This window comes from Enterococcus sp. DIV0724b (genome assembly GCF_050531475.1).
In the GTDB taxonomy this organism is placed as follows: domain Bacteria; phylum Bacillota; class Bacilli; order Lactobacillales; family Enterococcaceae; genus Enterococcus_L; species Enterococcus_L haemoperoxidus.
Genome location: NZ_CP172890.1, coordinates 1,119,764 through 1,139,957, shown reverse-complemented (window position 1 = coordinate 1,139,957; position 20,194 = coordinate 1,119,764). Strand labels below are relative to the sequence as shown.

18 protein-coding genes are annotated in these 20,194 nt (G+C 35.7%); all 18 read right to left on the bottom strand.

Annotated elements, in window-relative coordinates; all coding sequences use genetic code 11:
• Position 1: 1 nt before the first annotated feature.
• The 18 genes from deoB to hpf all read right to left on the bottom strand — a co-directional run bounded on the left by deoB (position 2) and on the right by hpf (position 20,126).
• Complete coding sequence (gene deoB, locus IGJ02_RS05350; RefSeq protein WP_010760790.1) at positions 2-1,183, bottom strand: phosphopentomutase; 1,182 nt, start codon at positions 1,181-1,183, stop codon at positions 2-4.
• A gap of 31 nt (positions 1,184-1,214) precedes the next feature.
• Positions 1,215-2,396 (bottom strand): NupC/NupG family nucleoside CNT transporter, encoded by a 1,182-nt coding sequence (locus tag IGJ02_RS05345; RefSeq protein ID WP_010760789.1) that lies wholly within the window; start codon positions 2,394-2,396, stop codon positions 1,215-1,217.
• Between the two features lie 69 nt (positions 2,397-2,465).
• The gene (gene deoC / locus IGJ02_RS05340) at positions 2,466-3,134 is read right to left on the bottom strand and encodes a deoxyribose-phosphate aldolase (protein WP_010760788.1); all 669 of its coding nucleotides are present in this window, start codon (positions 3,132-3,134) and stop codon (positions 2,466-2,468) included.
• Positions 3,135-3,278: 144 nt separating this feature from the next.
• Positions 3,279-4,217, bottom strand: coding sequence for a sugar-binding transcriptional regulator (locus IGJ02_RS05335; protein ID WP_010760786.1), 939 nt, complete (start codon positions 4,215-4,217; stop codon positions 3,279-3,281).
• Between the two features lie 70 nt (positions 4,218-4,287).
• Positions 4,288-5,049, bottom strand: a complete 762-nt coding sequence (locus tag IGJ02_RS05330; protein ID WP_430603512.1) for a tyrosine-protein phosphatase — start codon at positions 5,047-5,049, stop codon at positions 4,288-4,290.
• 15 nt (positions 5,050-5,064) lie between these two features.
• Entirely contained in the window at positions 5,065-6,435 is a 1,371-nt protein-coding gene (uhpT, locus tag IGJ02_RS05325; protein WP_034683289.1) for a hexose-6-phosphate:phosphate antiporter, read from the bottom strand.
• A gap of 211 nt (positions 6,436-6,646) precedes the next feature.
• The gene (gene phoU, locus IGJ02_RS05320) at positions 6,647-7,318 is read right to left on the bottom strand and encodes a phosphate signaling complex protein PhoU (protein WP_010760783.1); all 672 of its coding nucleotides are present in this window, start codon (positions 7,316-7,318) and stop codon (positions 6,647-6,649) included.
• A gap of 18 nt (positions 7,319-7,336) precedes the next feature.
• Positions 7,337-8,095 carry a phosphate ABC transporter ATP-binding protein PstB gene (gene pstB, locus IGJ02_RS05315; RefSeq protein WP_430603511.1) on the bottom strand — a complete coding sequence of 253 codons (759 nt, stop codon included), beginning with the start codon at positions 8,093-8,095 and terminating at the stop codon, positions 7,337-7,339.
• 10 nt (positions 8,096-8,105) lie between these two features.
• Positions 8,106-8,906, bottom strand: a complete 801-nt coding sequence (pstB, locus tag IGJ02_RS05310; RefSeq protein ID WP_010760781.1) for a phosphate ABC transporter ATP-binding protein PstB — start codon at positions 8,904-8,906, stop codon at positions 8,106-8,108.
• A gap of 16 nt (positions 8,907-8,922) precedes the next feature.
• Positions 8,923-9,807 carry a phosphate ABC transporter permease PstA gene (pstA, locus tag IGJ02_RS05305; RefSeq protein ID WP_010760780.1) on the bottom strand — a complete coding sequence of 295 codons (885 nt, stop codon included), beginning with the start codon at positions 9,805-9,807 and terminating at the stop codon, positions 8,923-8,925.
• Entirely contained in the window at positions 9,807-10,727 is a 921-nt protein-coding gene (pstC, locus tag IGJ02_RS05300) for a phosphate ABC transporter permease subunit PstC (protein ID WP_010760779.1), read from the bottom strand. Before pstC ends, pstA begins: the two co-directional genes overlap by 1 nt.
• A 462-nt stretch (positions 10,728-11,189) precedes the next feature.
• Positions 11,190-12,044 carry a phosphate ABC transporter substrate-binding protein PstS gene (locus IGJ02_RS05295; RefSeq protein WP_010760778.1) on the bottom strand — a complete coding sequence of 285 codons (855 nt, stop codon included), beginning with the start codon at positions 12,042-12,044 and terminating at the stop codon, positions 11,190-11,192.
• Between the two features lie 286 nt (positions 12,045-12,330).
• Entirely contained in the window at positions 12,331-13,779 is a 1,449-nt protein-coding gene (gene cls, locus IGJ02_RS05290; RefSeq protein ID WP_010760777.1) for a cardiolipin synthase, read from the bottom strand.
• Positions 13,780-13,880: 101 nt separating this feature from the next.
• Positions 13,881-14,765, bottom strand: coding sequence for a permease-like cell division protein FtsX (ftsX, locus tag IGJ02_RS05285; protein WP_010760776.1), 885 nt, complete (start codon positions 14,763-14,765; stop codon positions 13,881-13,883).
• Entirely contained in the window at positions 14,758-15,444 is a 687-nt protein-coding gene (gene ftsE, locus IGJ02_RS05280) for a cell division ATP-binding protein FtsE (RefSeq protein ID WP_010760775.1), read from the bottom strand. The genes ftsX and ftsE overlap by 8 nt, the downstream gene beginning before the upstream one ends.
• Positions 15,445-15,551: 107 nt before the next feature.
• Positions 15,552-16,653 (bottom strand): peptide chain release factor 2 gene (gene prfB / locus IGJ02_RS05275; RefSeq protein ID WP_179190858.1). Its coding sequence is split into 2 segments (ribosomal slippage): positions 15,552-16,580 and positions 16,582-16,653, totalling 1,101 coding nucleotides; the frame shifts between segments, so codons are not numbered across the junction.
• A gap of 79 nt (positions 16,654-16,732) precedes the next feature.
• A complete protein-coding gene (gene secA, locus IGJ02_RS05270; RefSeq protein WP_010760773.1) occupies positions 16,733-19,264 on the bottom strand; it encodes a preprotein translocase subunit SecA in 2,532 nt (843 codons plus the stop codon).
• A 310-nt stretch (positions 19,265-19,574) separates the two neighbouring features.
• Positions 19,575-20,126: a ribosome hibernation-promoting factor, HPF/YfiA family gene (hpf, locus tag IGJ02_RS05265; protein ID WP_010760772.1), complete on the bottom strand. Its 552-nt coding sequence runs from the start codon at positions 20,124-20,126 to the stop codon at positions 19,575-19,577.
• Positions 20,127-20,194: the final 68 nt, after the last annotated feature.

Here is a 20,194-nt window from a genome sequence, read left to right as displayed (position 1 = left end):
TTTATTTTAAATCTCCTAAGAAGCTAGTCCCATATTCCGGCATACGTACATTGAAATTATCCGCAACGGTAGCACCAATATCAGAAAACGTTGTTCTCACACTTAATTCATAACCGCGTTTGAAACGTTTAGAATAGACTAATAATGGTACAAACTCCCTAGTATGATCTGTTCCTTTGTATGTCGGATCATTTCCATGATCTGCTGTAATAATCAATAAATCATCCTCTGTTAACTTAGCAAAAACCTCTGGCAAACGTTGATCAAATTCTTGTAGTGCTTGTCCGTATCCTAAAGGATCTCTTCGATGCCCAAATACTGCGTCAAAATCAACTAAGTTTAAAAAACTCATGCCATGGAATTCTTTATCCAGTAATTCGATAAATTTATCCATACCATCCATATTTGAAACTGTACGAATACTTTCAGTGACCCCTTCACCATCAAAAATGTCAGATATTTTTCCTAGCGCGATTGAATCCAATCCACTCTCTTTTAGTGTATCCATCACAGTTTTGTCAAAAGGTTTCAAGGCATAATCATGGCGATTAGCTGTACGTGTAAATGTTTCTTTTGATGTTCCTACAAACGGTCTAGCAATAATGCGGCCTAGCATATAGGGCTCATCTCTCGTAATTTCCCGAGCATATTCACAAATGCGATACAATTCTTCTAAAGGAATGATTTCTTCATTTGCTGCAATTTGTAAAACAGAGTCTGCAGACGTATAAACAATCAATGCGCCTGATTTAAGCTGTTCTTCTCCTAGCTCATCAAGAATTTCGGTTCCGCTTGCAGCTTTATTGCCAATAATTTCTCTTCCAGAGAAGGCTTTGAGTTTTTCTAATAATTCATCTGGAAATCCATCTGGGAAAACTCTAAAGGGTTTATCGATATACAACCCCATAATTTCCCAGTGACCTGTCATTGTATCTTTACCAACAGAGGTCTCTTGCATTTTTGTATGATAGCCGATAGGCACTTCTACTTTTTCAACGCCCGCAATTTCTTTAATGTTAGACAAACCTAGTGCTTCCATGTTAGGAAGGTTCAGTCCGTCCATTTCTCTAGCAATATGACCTAGCGTATCCACATTGAAATCATCAAAATCATTTGCGTCAGGTGCCTCACCAATTCCTACTGAATCCATTACAACAACATGAATTCTTTTAAATTCTTTCATTCCTTTTCACCTCACCTATTAAACTTAAAAATTAATAAAGCAAACCAACGATCGTCGCTGTTAAACAACTAACTAACGTTGCACCGAATAATAATTTTATACCGAAACGTGCCACAACATTTCCTTGTTCTTCGTTCAGGCTTTTTACAGCCCCAGAGATGATGCCGATTGAAGAGAAGTTTGCAAAAGAAACTAAGAAAACAGAAATGATAGCTGTGGTTCTGCCAGAAAATTCTATCGAGCTTGACGTTAAGTTCGTCATTGCGACAAATTCATTTGAGACTAGTTTAGTCGCCATAATACTTCCAGCATCTACGATTTCATTTGCTGGTACACCCATTAAGAACGCAAATGGTGCAACGAGATAACCGATAATATCTTGGAATGACATTCCAAAAATTCCTTTGAAAATTGCGTTGATCATTGTAATAACAGCTACAAATCCGATCAACATCGCAGCAACTGTAATCGCTACATGGAAACCATCCATGATGTATTCCCCTAACATTTCAAAAAAGGATTGTTCTTTTTCATCTTTTACTTCTAAAACATCTTCTTCTGCTGTCACTTCATACGGATTAATCACGGATGTGATAATGAATCCTCCAAATAAATTTAAAACAATGGCCGTCACTACATATTGTGGTTTCAATAAAAACATATAAGAACCGATGATTGCCATCGATACAGTTGACATCGCTGAAGCACATAATGTATATAAACGATGTTTTGGTAATAAACCTAGCTGTTTTTTCACAGAAATAAAGACTTCTGATTGACCTAAAATAGCTGAGGCAACTGCATTATATGATTCTAATTTTCCCATGCCATTCACCTTACTTAAAGCAAGTCCAATGTATTTCACAATAAATGGAAGAATTTTAAAATACTGCAGAATTCCGATCAATGCCGAAATGAAAACGATCGGTAGTAAAACACCAATAAAAAATGAGCTTTCGTCTGGATTGATCAGACCTCCAAAAACAAAATTCACACCTTCAGCAGCATATTGCAGTAAATTATCAAATCCTTTGGCAATTCCTTCTATAACGAAATTACCAACGCTTGTATTCAGTAACACAAAACCTAAAATAAATTGCAAAACTAACATGACAATAATCGGTCTAACTTTAACTTTTTTACGATCATTACTCGTTAACCATGCCACTCCGATAAAAAATAACAAACCTAGGCAACCAATTAAATACTTCATCTTATCCTCCAATTGAACTCGTTTACATTAGCTTGTAAAAGTAAGCAAGTTGCTTACTTTATTTTCTTTTTAATAACCGCTACCTTGGTCAGTTGTTTCACCAGAAACGATTGAAACCCCAGCACTTGCACCGATTCTTGACGCGCCTGCTTCGATCATTGTTACTACTTCTTCTTTTGTACGAACCCCGCCAGAAGCTTTAACACCAACATCAGGTCCTACAGTTTTTCTCATTAAAGCAATATCTTCTGCTGTTGCTCCGCCTGTAGAAAATCCTGTTGATGTTTTAACAAAATCGGCACCTGCTTTAACTGATAACTCAGAAACTGTGACAATTTCCTCTTTTGTAAGCAAACATGTTTCAAGAATAACTTTTACAAGAACATCTCCTGATGCTTCAACAACTGCACGGATATCTGCTTCAACTGTTTCTAAGTCGCCAGATTTCAGTGCACCTACATTGATTACCATATCGACTTCTGTAGCACCATTAGCAATAGCATTTTTAGTTTCAAAAGCCTTTGTTTCAGATGTATTTGCACCTAAAGGAAATCCAATTACAGTACAAACATCAACGCCAGATCCTTTTAATTCAGTACTTGATAACTTAACCCAATAGGGATTCACACAAACTGAAGCAAACTGATATTTTTTAGCTTCTTGACAAAGTTTTACAATCATATCCTTTGTTGTTTCAGGTTTTAATGCTGTATGGTCAATCATTTTTGCAATAGTCATTATAACTCTCCTTTAGTTTTGATAATTGTATTATACACTCCGCAAGAACATTTGTAAACACCATCATGAAATTATGTTCAAATTAAGATAAAAATAGATAGGAACGTTGTTTTAATCCGTTCCTATCTATTCTCATTACCTTGTTTATAGCTTCAGTAAACCTTCCGCAGCGCTTTGATCGATGATCAATACATTAGCGTACTTACCTGCTAAAGCGCCATCAATCGCTTCAATTTTTCGTGAACCGCCAGCGACTAAAATCGCTTTTTCTTTTTCTCTTAGATCAGATAATTCAATACCGATCGTCCGTTCATTGATTTTCTGACTGCATATTTCACCACTGCTATCAAAGAAGCGAGAACAAATATCGCCAACCGCTTGTTCTTTAAGAAGTTGTTCTTCTTCATCACTAAAATAGCCTAAACGAAATAACAGCGCTTCGTCTCTAACTGTTCCTACTGTAAATAGCGCAATATTCGCTTGTTTCCCTTTTGTGATGATTTTTTGGATATGACGATCTTGCTCTACCATTTTTTTTACTTCTGCATTGTCAAAAATAACTGGTAACGGAAGTTGCATCGCAACTGTTTGAAAAGCTTTTTCAAATAACGTCAGCGTTTCATTGGCGTATGTATTCACATTAGAATGACTGATTCCGCCCTTCAATTGAACAATTTCTACACCAACTCTCTCTTGGGTATTCAGTTTTCTTGCCACTTCATACATCGTTGTTCCCCAACTAACCCCTAGAATATCACCATTTTTGATTGTTTCTTCTAAATACTCTGCTGCATAAGACGTAAGGTACTCTGTAATAACTTGATAATTTGTTTCAGGTGAAAATACAACATGTACTTCTAACAAGTCATATTTTTCTTTAAGTCGTTTTTCGAGCTCAAACAAATCGGAAAAAGGGTCTGAGATCGTAATTTGTACATATCCTTTTTCTTTAGCATAATTCAGTAATCTAGAAATCGTCGGACGGGAAACATCTAATTTTTTTGCAATTTCCTGCTGACCAAGACCAGATTGATAATACAATCTGGCTGCTTCAATACTAAGCTGTTGTTTTTGTTTATCCATAATTATAATCCGTTCTTTTTATTTTCTTCAATTATAGCAAGAAAAAATTAGGAAAACAAACCACACTTCCTTAGTCAATTAAATAAATATGTCTAAATTCTTCGAGTTTTTCTTTGTCAAAATCTAAACATTCTGCTGCGTAATTTTCTGCGGTGCCAAAATGTTTCTCAATCAAATGGAAGGCATGATCTAAATAATCTTCTTTTACATAAAGTGCAGTTGCTAAAGATTCCAATTGTTCTTCACTAAACCCTTGTTCTCTAAACTGCTGTACCAGTTCGTCATTAGCTTGTTTTCTTTCTTCATTCGTTACTAAGAAATCTTTATAAATCTCTTCTTTTTCGACATTTAGGAGTAATAGTAATAAAGCTGAAGCATAACCTGTACGGTCTTTTCCAGCAAAACAATGAAAAATGGTTGACCCGTTTTTATTTGCTAAGATATACGCCATAAATTCTGTGAAACCTTCTTGCGCTCCTGGATTTAAGATCAAATCTTCATAAACACCTAGCATATGTTTATCAACAGCTTCAATCGATTTTAGTTTAGCAAAATCAGCTAAACTCGAATTTTTAGCATTCATTTTCCCAAGCAAATCTAAATTGACATATTCCACATCTTCAATCGGTGTATCTGGTGACTCACTGATTTCAAACTCACGTCTAAAATCGATGATTCTTGTTAAATTGAATGACTCAATCAATGTTGTTTGTGTTTTTTTATCTAAATTGACTAGATGACCTGATCGTAATAATTTTTTTGATTTAATCATTTTTCCCTCTTTATTTTTAATACCACCTAAGTCTCTAAAATTCGTAATTTTTACATTCATATGTTTATTCCACCTTTACGCGTTTACTTTTTTTCTTCTTTTTTCTTCTGCAAATGCTACACTTCCTAAAAGAACCACAATAATTACAATGGAAATATAGAAGATAATAAATGTATCATTCCAACCATGAAGTACATGTCCAAAGAAATTCACACCATTTTTAGAGGGATCTGAAATTTTAGCTAATAAGATTTTCGCCATTGAGTCCCCAAACAAATAGGCAAACGCTCCTAATAAACCTCCTGAAACGACTGTTGCTTTTTTGGGCACGAATCCTAACATAGATAAGTTGATCAATAATTGTGGACCAAAAACCATCATACCTAACATAAATAATGATACGTTGATTACAAGTTCTGTCGTACCCAGTTGATAGCCGATAATGCCAATCGGTAATAGAATACTGCTGATTGTGGCAACTAAAGCAGGACGTCCTTTAAGTAAATCTGAGATATAACCCCAAGCTAAGCAACCGACTAAAGCGCCCATTTCAAAATAGAAAATCGTTTGAGCTGCTGCTTCTTGTGAAAAATTGAGATGTTCTGTCACGTATAATGGCGCCCAATTATCAATCCCAATACGGACAATATAGACAAAAACATTCGCTACGCATAAAATCCAAATGTATGGATTTGTTAATAAATACTTTTTAAAAATTTCCCATTTCGTTAAATTCTCTGCATCTACGTTTGCTTCTTCAATCGGTTCGCCAAAAATCTCTTCACTTGAATTCCAGCCTAAATCTTCTGGTCTATTTTTACCAATAAAAAATGTAACTACAGCAACTACTGCCGCAACGATTGCTGGAATAATAAACATTCCTGCTACTTGTCCTTTAAAGAAAGTCGTTGCACACCACACTGCAAAAATCCCAGCAAAACCACCACCGATATTGTGAGAAGCATTCCATAAACCGATATATCTCCCACGATTGCTTCTTGTTGTCCATTGTGTAATAACAGAAGCACTACTTGGCCCGCCCACACATTGGAATAATCCATTTAAAGACCATAAAACAACGATCCATCCCATCGGAACATTATTCATCGTAAATAATAGCCCTAAACATAAAACGGTAATTGATGATAACAACAATAAGATAGACAAAATTTTCTTGGTATTTTTACCATCCACAATATAACCAACAATAAATTTACCAAATCCATAAACAATCGAAAAAACAAAACCGATATAGCCAAGGTCTGTCGTTGTAAGTCCCAATTGACTTTTTAATAATGGCTGAGCTGCTTTAAAGTTATTCCGTATCATATACATCGTGATGTAAATAACCACGACAACTAAAAACGGTTTCATAAATTCTTTAAACCATCTTTTTCTTTGTTCAGCAATCGTTAGCTGATTCGTTTTTCCAACTTCACTATTCATTTCTTCCAATTTTTTTCACCTCAAACAAAATAATTATAATGGTCTGCGCTTTCCAATATAATTGTATAATACATGTTGAATGAAATAATGTAAACACTTTATTGAAATTATGTTCAATTTGATCGCTATTTTTCGAATGTTTAATTCTGATTTAACGTTTTTTTACAAAAAAATACCTTCGAAAACTTATCGAAGGTATTTTCTTTGATACTTATTCATCATGATTACTGTTTAACTCTGTGATTTTTCCTGTCGCAAGATAGACGATCCACTCACAAATATTTGTCACATAATCCCCGATACGTTCTAGATACGTTGCGACATGAAGATAATCTGTCCCACTGATTACAGTTTCTGGATTTGACTGCATCGCCTTGATTGAGTGGCTATAAATGCTATCAAAATACTCATTTACTCTAGTATCCATTTTAGCAATCATTCTTGCGTCTTTTTGATCGGTTTTGACATAAGCAATCAATACATTATCAACCATTTTCTTCACGTAGTCAGACATATCAGAAATTTCTTTTTCAATTTCAGGAATTCTTGTCTCACCTTTTAAGCGTATAGTTGATTTTGCAATTGATACAGCATGATCTGCCATTCTTTCCAAATCAGAGCTGGCTTTCATGACTGTGATGATCATTCTTAAATCAGTTGTTACTGGTTGCTGTAAGGCAATCATTTCAAAGCTTTTCTTTTCTAGCTTAACTTCCATATCATTGATTTCTACATCATAATCGATTACTTCGTTGGCAATCTTTTTATCATGATTGATATAAGCACGTACAGATTTATGTACGACATTACTTACCATCATGCCCATTTCATAAAATTGATTATGCAGATTTAATAGTTCTTCTTCAAATTGGCTGCGCAACATGTGTATTCCTCCTTTTTTTTAACCAAATTTCCCAGAAATGTAATCTTCTGTTTGTTTTTCTTTAGGATTTAAGAATATTTTCTTCGTATCATTAAATTCTATCAATTCGCCTTGTAAAAAGAAAGCTGTTTTATCAGAAATTCGTGAAGCTTGAGACATATTGTGGGTCACCATGATCATAGTGTATTTTTCTTTTAATGTTAAAAGCATATTTTCAATTTTACCACTTGAAACAGGATCAAGCGCACTTGTTGGTTCATCCAATAAAATAATCTCAGGATCAACAGCTAAAACACGAGCGATGCAGACACGCTGTTGTTGTCCGCCAGATAAAGACAAGGCACTTTTATGCAGTTTGTCTTTCACATCTTCCCACACAGAAGCTGCTTTTAAGCTATTTTCCACAGTTTCATCTAGTACTTGTTTATCCTTCTCACCTTTTAAACGTAAACCATAAATCACATTTTCATAAATCGAAAATGGAAACGGATTGGGTTGTTGAAATACCATACCGATTTCTTTACGTAAATCTACGATGTCCGTTTTCGGACCATAAATGTCTTTGCCTTTGTAAACCACGCTTCCAGTGATCGTAACACCTGGAATCAAATCATTCATTCGGTTCAATGAACGTAGATACGTCGATTTACCACAACCAGATGGTCCGATCATAGCAGTGATCTCCCCTTGATTGATGCTCAAATCAATCCCCTTTAGAGCTTCTTTTTTACCGTAATATAAATGCAAATCTTTTGATGAAATAATTTCTTTTGTCATCTTGCTCCTCCTAACCAAAATGTCCAGAAACGTAATCTTCTGTCGCTTGAATTTTTGGTCGTGTAAAGATTTTTCTTGTTTCATCGTATTCAATCACTTTGCCTAGGTAGAAAAAGGCAGTGTAATCACTGATACGGGCAGCTTGCTGCATATTATGGGTTACGATAATGATCGTATAATCATCTTTTAAATTCACCAATGTTTCTTCTACTTTACCAGTTGAAATTGGATCTAGTGCACTAGCAGGTTCGTCTAAAAGTAAAATATCAGGCTTCATCGCAATGGCTCTAGCAATACATAAACGCTGTTGTTGACCACCTGATAAGGCTAAAGCACTTTTGTCTAAATTATCTTTGACTTGCTCCCAAAGTGCTGCTTGTTTTAAACTTGTTTCAACAATTTCATCTAGTTTTTTCTTGTCTTTTTCACCATGTTGCTTTAGAGCAAATGTGATATTCTCATAGATTGATTTGCTAAATGGGTTAGGACGTTGAAAAACCATGCCGATTCGTTTGCGCATTTCATAAACATCGACTTCTTTTGTATTAACATTTACCCCTTTGTACATGATGTTACCCGTTACTTTGGTATTAGCGATCCCATCATTCATCCGATTCAATGAACGTAAATACGTCGATTTTCCACATCCTGATGGACCAATCAAAGCAGTGATTTTATTTTTTTCAAATTCCAAATCCACGCCCTTGATTGCTTCATTGTCTCCATACCAAACATGAAGATCATCTGTATGCAACGCAATCGGTTCAGGCAGTTTAATGATATTTGTGTCATTTAAATTATATTCTTTCATTCTGATTCCCCTAACATTAGGCTGATGTCATTCTTTTATATAATCTGTTTCCGATAAAGCGTGCGCCGAAATTGAAGAGTAAAACGACTAAAATCAGAACTGCAGAAGCACCCGCAGAAACAGCTGCACCATCCGGCATTGTACCTTCTGTATTGATTTTCCAAATATGAACAGCTAAAGTTTCAGCTTGACGGAAAATACTGATCGGACTTGAAACACTTAATGGATTCCAATTACTGAAATCTAATGCTGGTGCACTTTGACCTGCCGTATAAATCAAAGCAGCTGCTTCACCAAAAATTCTTCCTGAACTCAAAATCACTCCTGTTAAAATACCAGGTAACGCTTCTGGAACAACTACTTTCATCACTGTTTCCCAGCGAGACAATCCTAATGAAAGTCCAGCTTCTCGTTGTGTATAGTGAACTGCTTTTAATGACTCTTCAACATTTCTTGTTAATAAAGGCAAGTTGAAGAATGTTAATGCCAAAGCACCAGAAATGATCGAAAAACCATAGCCCATTTGTACAACAAATATTAAGAAACCAAACAAACCAACAACGACTGAAGGCAGTGAACTTAAAATTTCAATCGACGTGCGAATCACATCTGTTACCCAGTTTTTCTTCGCATACTCAGATAAATAAATGCCCGCACCTAACGAAATAGGAAAACTGATCAGCATCGTGATCAACAATAAGTATAATGAGTTAAATAACTGAATACCAATACCCCCGCCTGCTTGATAAGCTTTGGAAGGTTTCGTTAAAAAGTCCCAAGATATATGCGGGATACCGCGAATTAAAATATAAAGCAGCAAAGCTGCCAAAATCAAAACGATCACGCCTGAAATAGCGTATAGAACGCCTGTTGCAAATTTATCTGCTTTTTTTGCATTCATTATTTCAAGGCCCCTTTCCTACCGATGATCCGAATAATAATATTAAATAGCAATGACATTAACAACAGGATCAACGCAAGTGACCAAAGCACGTTGTTTTCTACTGTTCCCATAATTGTATTTCCGATGCCCATCGTCAAAATACTTGTTAACGTTGATGCTGGTGTCGTCAAACTTGACGGCATGATTGCTGCATTTCCGATAACCATTTGAATCGCTAAAGCTTCACCGAAAGCACGTGCCATTCCAAAAACGACGGCTGTTAAAATACCAGGGACTGCAGCGCGTAAAACAACTTTGTAAATTGTTTGCCAACGAGTCGCTCCTAAGGCTAACGATGCTTCCCGATAATGACGAGGGACTGACTTTAGCGCGTCAACTGTCATTGTTGTAACTGTTGGTAAAATCATAACAAATAGTACAAATGTCCCCGCTAAAATCCCAAAACCTGTACCACCAAAGATCGAACGAATAAAAGGTACGATCACAGATAAACCAATAAAGCCATAAACAACAGAAGGAATCCCAACCAATAATTCAATAACTGGCTGTAAAATCTTTGATCCTTTTTTAGGTGAAATTTCTGTCATAAACACAGCTGCACCAATCGCAAATGGCGTTGCAATGATCGCAGACAAAAACGTTACGATAAAAGAACCAGCAATCATCGGTAAAGCTCCTACCATTGGCTTACCATCTGTTCCTGTTTCACTTGGATTCCAGTTTGTACCGAATAAAAAGTCGGATACTTTGATTTTATTCGTAAAAAAAGTCGCTAAACCTTTACTTGCCACAAAATAAAAGATGGATAAAACAACCAAAACAATCAAAGCGATACAAAGAAAACTAATAAATTTTCCTCGTTGTTCCATTCTGGCGCGCTTTGATTTTGTTAACAATTTCTTCTGCACATCTTCCAAGAAAATTCCTCCTTAAATTAAAAGCGTAGCGGGCTCGTTCAGCTCTGACAGAAAAATAGGAAAAATTGACTGTGACGCTTTTTGTCACATTCCATTTTTATCTTTTTTCCAAAGAGCTAGCCCGCAAAGCTAGATAGCATTAAAAGCGTAGCGGGCTCGTTCAGCTCTGACAGAAAAATAGGAAAAATTGATTGTGACGCTTTTTGTCACATTCCATTTTTATCTTTTTTCCAAAGAGCTAGCCCGCAAAGCTAGATAGCATTAAAAGCGTAATGAGTTCATTCAGTTCTGACAGAATAATAAGAAAAATTGAATGCGATGTTTTCTACCGCAATCAGATTTTATATTTCTCCATTTGCTCAACACTTTCCATAATAAAATCAGTGTAACTTTTGAACATAAATTTGCGTTTAATAACATGTAAATCTTATGTTAAGTTTGTAAATTTTGTGTAAAGACGGATTATTTAACAAGATTTCCTTGCCAATCACGTTCTATTTTCATTTTTGAAACAGGGATATACCCTAATTGAGCAATAATTTTTTCCTGTACATCATCTGACAACATAAATTGCAAAAATTCATCTGTCAATTGCTTTGGCTTTCCTAACGTATACATATGTTCATAGGACCAAATTGTCCATTTATTCGTTATAACATTCTCGTCAGTTGGCTTTACCCCATCAATGCTTAACGTATTCACTTGATCATTAACATAAGAAAAGGCAGTATAGCTGATTGCTCCAGGTGTATCGGCAACAATAGAACGAACCATCCCACTTGAATCCTGTTCTTGAGCTTGAATCGCTGTTTTGCCATCTAATACCCAACGCTCAAAAGTCACGCGTGTACCACTTCCAGCTGCACGATTCAACATAACAATTGCAATGTCATTTCCACCAAGTTCTTTCCAGTTCGTTATTTCGCCTAAAAAGATTTTTCTAAGGTTTTCTAATGAAATATCTGATACCCCAACATTCTTATTAACGATTGGTGTAATTCCTACTACAGCAACCTTGTGATCTGTCAGTTTAGATGCATCGATTCCTTTTTTTTCTTCTGCAAACAAGTCAGAATTCCCAATGTCTACTGCACCAGACTGAACTTGACTCAATCCTGTACCGCTTCCGCCTCCTTGAACATTGACAAAGCGTCCTGGGTTTTGGTTTTGAAACTCTTCTGCTGCCGTTTCAACTAGCGGTTGTAGCGCAGATGAGCCGACTGCTGTGATCGATTCACCTCGATCGATCCACTTAGCACATCCTGATAAAGTTAGTATTCCAACTAGACTAAAAAATAATAGCATTTTCTTTTTCATTTATCTGATAATCCTCCAAACTAATTCAATCAATTCATTTTAACATTAACTGTTTCCATTGAAAATTATAAGTTGTCGACATTGGTCATTTTTTAGAATAAAATAACAGAAAAAGGCAAATTAAAAAGTGACTGGAATCCAACTCTTTGAGTCACATCCAATCACATGAATTCCGGATAAACTGTGAAATCAGAAGCAAGTACTACACTTCAATCACATCAAATTCTAAGTGCTAAAATACTGATTTTTGAAGAATTCGGAAATAAGTTCTTCTGTCCCCACAGCATTATAATAGTGGTGAAATTAGGCGTGCTAATCCTTCTTTTAATTTAATCAGAACACCACGATTCCGATATTTTTCTTCTGTCAAAAGTTCAGATACTTTAGAATCTTCGTAAAAAGCATCCCGTACTTCTTTCGAAAATTCTTGATCATAAATTATCGTATTGACTTCAAAATCAAGCCGGAAAGAACGAACATCGATATTCGCTGATCCAACAGAAACAATTCCTCCGTCAATGATCATTGTCTTCGCGTGAATAAACCCATGTTCATAAGTTTCAATAATCGCACCATATTCCAATAGTTCAGCTGAAAATGAATACGTTGCCCAATAAACCAATATATGGTCGGGCTTATTTGGTATTTGTATACGCACTTTAACACCAGATAGTAAAGCTAATTTTAACGCCTCGTGAATCGAAGCATCCGGTATATAATAAGGTGTTTGAATTAAAATTTCTTTTTTAGCGATTGATATCATTTTTAAATATGTCATTTTAATTTGCTCGTGTTCTGAATCGGGACCACTCGTTACTACTTGAACCGCTTTCTTCCCAATAGAACAAATGGGTGGAAAATAAGTCGAATCATAGCTCAACTCTTTTCGATGTTGTGAATTCCAATCCATCAAAAAACGATTCTGTAAACTATAAACAGCTTCACCGTGAATTCTCAAATGATTATCTCGCCAATAGCCAAATTTTTCAACTTCACCTAGGTATTCATTTCCAACATTAAAACCGCCCGTATAACCAATTTTCCCATCAATCACCACAATTTTTCGGTGATTGCGATAATTGATTCTTGGATTTAAATATGGAACAAATAATGGAAAGAAAAAAGCAATTTCTCCACCAATTTTCTTTAGTTCTTCAAAAAATTTCATATTTACTTGGGTAGAACCCCAAGCGTCTAAAAGCAAGCGAACTTTTACTCCTCTTTTCACGGCATTAATCAATTCCTGACGAATTTCTTTCCCTAATGTATCTCCACGGTAAATGTAATATTCCATATGGATGTGCTCTGTTGCTTGTCGAATATCTTCGATTAAGCCGTCAAATTTCTCTCGTCCATCTGTATATAAACGAATCTCATTATTTGTGGTATACAACGAACTTTCAAACACAGTTAGCATGTAAATCAGTTGCTTTGAATCCACTTCTCCTGTTGGTGGATGAGGAAAAAGTCCTCTCAATAATGACTGCTTTTCTGATTCTATTTCTGCATTCATACCGATTTTAGCCTGCATTTTCATATCAAAAATCTTATCTTTTGAAATTCCTCGTCCTAAGAAAATATAAAGAATAAATCCTAAGACTGGAATAAACATCAATACAAGTAGCCAAGACCATGTCTGAGCCGTTTGTTTCCGTTCTCTAAAAACAATAACTAACGATAATAGCATATTCGCAATAAAAATAATAACAAATATATTTTCATATAAAAATTTCATTTATGCCCCCCAATCATTTCACTCTTACATCCCCAGTAAAGCATAACGAACTTATGAAAATAAGTAAAGAAAAAGCAGACAAAAATGTCTGCTTCCTCTTACTAAATTTTTAAGAAACGACGCATTGAAATGATTGACCCAAGTGATCCGATTGTCATTCCAATTACAATCATTAATAAATCGATTTGCCAAACAAATGATTCAGGTTTTAATAATGAATAATTTGAACTCAACAGTTGTGGGTTGAACAACGTATAGAATTTTTGGTATCCGAAAGTTAAAACCAAAATCGGGATGATCGAGCCAATTAAACCGATCCAAGCCCCTTCTATAAAGAATGGCCAACGGATGTAACCATTTTTCGCACCAACTAGACGCATGATTTGAATCTCTCTTTGGCGAGAAAGAATCGTAATACGAATCGTGTTAGAAATCAAGAATACTGCAACAAACAATAATAGAATTGCGGCGCCCAATCCCCATGTTCTAACTTTTCCGGCAATACTGAAAATCTTATCTGAGGAAACACCACCGTAATCGGCTTTAAATACATTCGGCAGTTTTGCTGCTTTCTCTGAAATCTTCTTCGTATCTGATGGTTCTTTCGCACTTACATAATAAACATCGTATAAAGGATTGCTATCCCCTTCAAATAAGTTCCAAGCTTCACCCATTTGTTTTTGGATTTTCTTTAATTGCTTGTCTTTATTTGAATATGAAATCGTCTCGACATTATCGATTTTATTTAATTCTTTTTCTAATTTTTGCATTTCATCTGGTGTTGTACCAATATCCACAAAAACAGAAACTGTTACGTTTTCTTCGATATCTTTTGCTAATTTTGTTGCATTAAAAATTACTGCCATAAAAATCCCAACAAGGACTAAAGTAATCGTAACGGCACTGGCAGAAGCAATTGTCATCCACCCATTACGTTTTAAACTTTTGATACTTTCTAGGACATGAGAAAAGAACGTTCTAATCATCGTAGCCATATTCTCCTTCCGCTTGGTCTCGAATAATTCGGCCATTCTCGATGGCGATTACGCGATGACGGATCGTGTTTACAATCGTACTGTTATGTGTTGCCATTACAACGGTCGTTCCTTGTGCGTTGATCCGGTCTAAAAGTTTCATGATTTCCCATGAGTTTTCCGGATCAAGATTTCCTGTTGGTTCATCGGCAATTAGAACTTTAGGTGTATTTACGATTGCACGAGCAATTGAAACACGTTGTTGTTCCCCACCAGATAGTTCACTTGGGAACACTCGGACTTTATGTTTCAAACCAACAAGATCAAGAACTTCCATTACTCTTTTCTTGATATCTCTTGGCTTACGCCCAACAACTTGCATAGCATAAGCAACATTCTCATAAACAGTTTTCTTCGTCAATAATTTATAATCTTGAAAGACGATACCGATTTCTCTTCTAAGATAAGGAACTTCGGCATTTTTTATTTTCATTAAATCATGACTAGCAACTTTTAAACGTCCTTTAGTTGCTTTTTCTTCACGGTACATTAATTTAATAAATGTTGATTTTCCGGCTCCGGAAGGTCCAACAACATAAACGAATTCACCTTGTTTTATTTCTACTGAAATATTTCGGATAGCTGTAGTACCATTCGAATATTTCTTCATTACATCTTTCATTTCAATCATGGCGTATTCTCTCCATCTCTGTTTTCTAGACTATCAATCATTATAACATGACTTTGTTTCAAGGCTCTTTCAACAGTTTACAATTTTGTTTCATTTCTGTGAATTGATCAATTTAGTTTTTGTTTCAAGTAAGCATCAATAAATCCATCTAAGTCTCCATCCATTACAGCCTGTACATTTCCAGTTTCATAATTGGTACGATGATCTTTGACCATTGAATAGGGGTGGAAAACATAAGATCTAATTTGAGAGCCCCAACCAATCTCTAGCTGCTCACCACGTAATGACGCTGCTTCCTGCGCTTTTTTATCCATTTCTAATTGATAAAGCTTTGCTTTCAGCATGCCCATCGCTTGCTCACGGTTTTTTAATTGTGAACGTTGTGCTTGACTAGCAACAACGGTTCCAGTCGGAATATGTGTGATTCGAACTGCTGATTCTGTTTTATTAATATGTTGTCCCCCAGCACCGCTAGCTCGATACGTATCGACTTTTAGATCATCTGTATTGATATCAATCTCAACGTTTTCATCTAATTCTGGCATAATATCAACTGAGCAAAAGGAAGTATGACGACGTTTGGCTGAATCAAACGGTGAAATCCGGACCAAACGATGAACACCTTTTTCTGATTTTAAATAGCCATACGCATTATATCCTTTAATTAAAAGCGTAACACTTTTAATGCCTGCTTCATCTCCAGACTGGTAATCCAATGTCTCTACTTGAAAGCCGTGACTTTCAGCCCAACGAGTATACATTCGAAGCAGCATACTGCCCCAATCTTGCGATTCAGTACCGCCAGCTCCCGGATGAAGTTCCATGATAACATTATTTTTGTCATAAGGCTCGTTTAACAATAAAGAAAGTTCATAAATACTTAATTTTTCTTTTAAAGCTAGTAGCCGTTCTTCCAATTCTACTTGCGTATCAGAATCGTATTCTTCTTGCTGCATCTCACTCATGATTTCCAATTCTTCTAACTCATCAGCAAATTGATGAAATTGTTGATATTTCTCTTTATAGGAATTGGTTTCATTGATCAATTGTTGTGCTGTTTCAGAATTATCCCAAAAACCTGGCTCTGCCATTCTGTTTTCAGCCTCGGCTATATCTTCTTCTAACTGATCTAAGTCAAAGAGACCCCCTAAAGCTTGTGATTGATTGATTCATTTCATCTAAAATAGTGCGGATTTCAGCATTTTCCATGATATTTTCTTCCTTCCATTTTCAATACTTTGTGACACAACAAATGAAGGCGAGGCGAATGCCTCACCTTCATCAATTTTTAAAGACCTTTACCGTGACAATTTTTGTATTTCTTACCACTGCCACATGGACAAGGGTCGTTACGGCCAATTTTTTCGTCAACATGAATGGGTTGCTTCTTAGCACTTGTATTACTTTGAGGTTCTTCTTCATCTGTTGGATGAACAGCTTCCCCTTGCGCCACTTGTTCACGTTGAACGTTTTGACGAATTTCTGATTTCATAAACAGACGAGTTACTTCGTATTCGATTGCTCCAATCATTTCTTCAAACATATTGTAGCCTTCAGTTTGATATTCAACTAATGGATTATTTTGTCCGTAAGCACGTAAGCCCACTGATTGACGTAATTGATCCATTGCATCGATATGATCTGTCCATTTTGTATCTACAACACGTAGAATAACCACTTTTTGGAATTCCAGAATTTGTTCTGGACCATTTAATTGTTCTACTTTGATGTCATAAACTTCTTGAGCACGTTTTACTAGATACGTTTTGATTTCTTCTGGTGATTTGCCTTCTAGATCAGCTTTAGAAATAGAGTCTTCATGAACCAATGTTGAAGAAGCGAAATCAACGATTCCGTCAAGGTTCCAGTTTTCTTTTTCTAATTGTGTATGGCTATCTACAACGCGAGTGATTGTACGTTTTACCATGTTTAATAATGTTTCAGTCAACTCTTTATCTTCCATGATAACTTCTTGACGCTGCGCATAAATAACTTCACGCTGCTCACGCATTACATCATCGTATTGTAAGACATTTTTACGTGTATCGTAATTGTTCCCTTCAACACGTTTTTGAGCTGATTCTACTTGTTTACTTAACATTTTACTTTGGATCACTGCATCGGATTCTTCAATATTCATACGATCCAAGAATGCTTTGATTCGTTCTGAACCAAAACGTTTCATCAAATCGTCTTCAAGTGATAGGTAGAATTGAGAAACCCCAGGGTCTCCCTGACGACCAGCACGTCCACGCAATTGATTATCAATACGGCGTGATTCATGACGCTCAGTACCTATCACAGCTAAACCGCCAAGTTCAACAACACCAAGACCAAGCTTGATATCTGTACCACGACCAGCCATATTGGTAGCGATCGTAACTGCACCTTTTTGACCAGCATTCATGATGATTTCGGCTTCTTTAAAGTGATTTTTCGCATTCAATACTTCATGCGGTACTTTTTCTTTGTTTAATAACTCTGATAATAATTCAGAAGTTTCAACAGCAACTGTACCAACTAAGACGGGTTGACCATTATGGTAACGTTCTTTAATGTCTTGGACGACTGCTTTAAATTTACTTTGTAGTGTTGGGTAAAGTAAATCTGCACGGTCATCACGAATGATTGGACGGTTTGTTGGAATTTGGAAAACTTGAATATTGTAGATTTCACGGAATTCTTCTTCTTCTGTTTTAGCAGTCCCCGTCATCCCAGCTAATTTCTTATACATACGGAAATAGTTCTGGAATGTAATTGTTGCCATTGTTTTTGTTTCGTCTTCGATCTCTACGCCTTCTTTGGCTTCAATTGCTTGGTGTAACCCATCTGAATAACGACGACCGTCCATTATACGACCAGTAAATTGGTCAACAATCAAAACTTTGCCATCTTGAACAACGTAATCAATATCACGAAGCATAATAAAATTCGCACGTAATGCTTGATCCATATGATGTGTCAAAGCAGTGTTTTCAATATCATAAAGGTTCTCTAAACCGAAGTTTTCTTCTGCTTTTTCAATACCAGCTTCAGTTAAACTAATTGTTTTCGATTGAACATCGATTTTATAGTCTTCTTCTTCTTTTAAACGTTTAACAAAATTATCTGTACGTGTATAAAGAGCTGTTGATTTTTCTGCTTGTCCAGATATAATCAACGGTGTACGAGCTTCATCGATCAAAATGGAATCGACCTCATCCACGATTGCATAGTTCAATGGACGTTGTACCATTTGATTACGATAAACAACCATGTTATCACGTAAATAGTCAAACCCTAATTCGTTATTCGTACTGTAAGTGATATCACAGTTATAAGCATCACGTTTTTCTTCTGATGTTTTTGAATTGATATTTAAGCCTACTGTCAAGCCTAAGAAATTGTACAATTCACCCATCTCATCTGAGTCACGAGTTGCTAAATATTCATTGACGGTTACGACATGAACCCCTTCACCTGTCAATGCATTCAAATAAACTGGCATTGTAGCAGTCAAGGTCTTACCTTCACCTGTTCTCATTTCAGGGATATTTCCATCATGTAAAACAATACCACCCATTAACTGTACATGATATGGATATAAGCCCAACACACGTTTCGCAGCTTCACGAACAACCGCAAAAGCTTCCGGTAATAATTGATCCAATGTTTCACCTTTTTTGTAGCGAGCTTTGAACTCTTCGGTCTTTGCTTTTAGGTCTTCATCACTTAGCGCTGCAATAGCGGAAGCGTGAGACTCTACTTGGTTAGCTATACCATCCAAGCGTTTTAATTCTTTTTTATCATTTTCGATTATCTTTTTTAAAAAATTCGCCATGTTTTAAGTGTTCCTTTCAATTGACTCTATTTATTTTTTGCACTAAATGCACAATCATCCTTTCTATTTTATCATTAGTTGGCAAGAAAGGAAATAACTTCTCTTAATATTAACAATATATTATTTTATTTTTTATGTACATACGTTTGAAATAAGGAAAGAGACTGCGGCAAAACGTGTGCCGTCCTGCTACAGTCTCTTAGAAAATCGGAAATTTGAAAAAAAATACTCTTGATAACAATTTTTCTAATACTAGCTAGTCTTAGTTTTCCCTTGTTAAACCAAAGAAATTTACTTCCTTCATACTAAATTAATCTGTTTCGATCAAACCATATTTACCATCTTTACGACGATAAACAATGCTTGTTCCATTTGTTTCTGAATCTTCAAAGATAAAGAAGTTATGTCCTAACATGTTCATTTGCAAAACAGCTTCTTCACTATCCATTGGCTTCAATGAAAGACGTTTTGTACGAACAATGTCTAATTCTGGCGTTTCATCTGGTGTTTCTTCACCATTCAAGAAAATAGCTGCTTTAGCAGTGTTCATCCCTGTTTCACGAGATTTACGGTTAATTTTTGTTTTAAATTTACGAATTTGTCGTTCTAATTTATCTACAACTAAATCAACACTTGCATATAAATCAGGTGATGTTTCTTCAGCACGTAAAACTAAATAAGGTAGAGGAATCGTAACCTCAACTTTTGCTGTTTTTTCAGTATATACTTTTAAGTTCACGTGAACAGTTGCTTCAGGTGAATCACTGAAATAACGCTCTAATTTACCAACTTTTTTCTCTACATAGTCTCTAATAGCTTCAGTAACTTCGATATTTTCTCCACGCACATTATATCTAAACATAACGATTACCCCTTTCATCTGACACTAAAGAAGGAATAAAAGGACCACTCTGTTATCCTTCTTCTTAA

What these genes read in the sequence shown, in the direction of transcription:
- deoB (WP_010760790.1), bottom strand. Translation starts at nt 1,183, where the DNA reads ATGAAAGAATTTAAAAGAATTCATGTTGTTGTAATGGATTCAGTAGGA.
- IGJ02_RS05345 (WP_010760789.1), bottom strand. Translation starts at nt 2,396, where the DNA reads ATGAAGTATTTAATTGGTTGCCTAGGTTTGTTATTTTTTATCGGAGTG.
- deoC (WP_010760788.1), bottom strand. Translation starts at nt 3,134, where the DNA reads ATGACTATTGCAAAAATGATTGACCATACAGCATTAAAACCTGAAACA.
- IGJ02_RS05335 (WP_010760786.1), bottom strand. Translation starts at nt 4,217, where the DNA reads ATGGATAAACAAAAACAACAGCTTAGTATTGAAGCAGCCAGATTGTAT.
- IGJ02_RS05330 (WP_430603512.1), bottom strand. Translation starts at nt 5,049, where the DNA reads ATGAATGTAAAAATTACGAATTTTAGAGACTTAGGTGGTATTAAAAAT.
- uhpT (WP_034683289.1), bottom strand. Translation starts at nt 6,435, where the DNA reads ATGAATAGTGAAGTTGGAAAAACGAATCAGCTAACGATTGCTGAACAA.
- phoU (WP_010760783.1), bottom strand. Translation starts at nt 7,318, where the DNA reads ATGTTGCGCAGCCAATTTGAAGAAGAACTATTAAATCTGCATAATCAA.
- pstB (WP_430603511.1), bottom strand. Translation starts at nt 8,095, where the DNA reads ATGACAAAAGAAATTATTTCATCAAAAGATTTGCATTTATATTACGGT.
- pstB (WP_010760781.1), bottom strand. Translation starts at nt 8,906, where the DNA reads ATGAAAGAATATAATTTAAATGACACAAATATCATTAAACTGCCTGAA.
- pstA (WP_010760780.1), bottom strand. Translation starts at nt 9,807, where the DNA reads ATGAATGCAAAAAAAGCAGATAAATTTGCAACAGGCGTTCTATACGCT.
- IGJ02_RS05295 (WP_010760778.1), bottom strand. Translation starts at nt 12,044, where the DNA reads ATGAAAAAGAAAATGCTATTATTTTTTAGTCTAGTTGGAATACTAACT.
- cls (WP_010760777.1), bottom strand. Translation starts at nt 13,779, where the DNA reads ATGAAATTTTTATATGAAAATATATTTGTTATTATTTTTATTGCGAAT.
- ftsX (WP_010760776.1), bottom strand. Translation starts at nt 14,765, where the DNA reads ATGATTAGAACGTTCTTTTCTCATGTCCTAGAAAGTATCAAAAGTTTA.
- ftsE (WP_010760775.1), bottom strand. Translation starts at nt 15,444, where the DNA reads ATGATTGAAATGAAAGATGTAATGAAGAAATATTCGAATGGTACTACA.
- secA (WP_010760773.1), bottom strand. Translation starts at nt 19,264, where the DNA reads ATGGCGAATTTTTTAAAAAAGATAATCGAAAATGATAAAAAAGAATTA.
- hpf (WP_010760772.1), bottom strand. Translation starts at nt 20,126, where the DNA reads ATGTTTAGATATAATGTGCGTGGAGAAAATATCGAAGTTACTGAAGCT.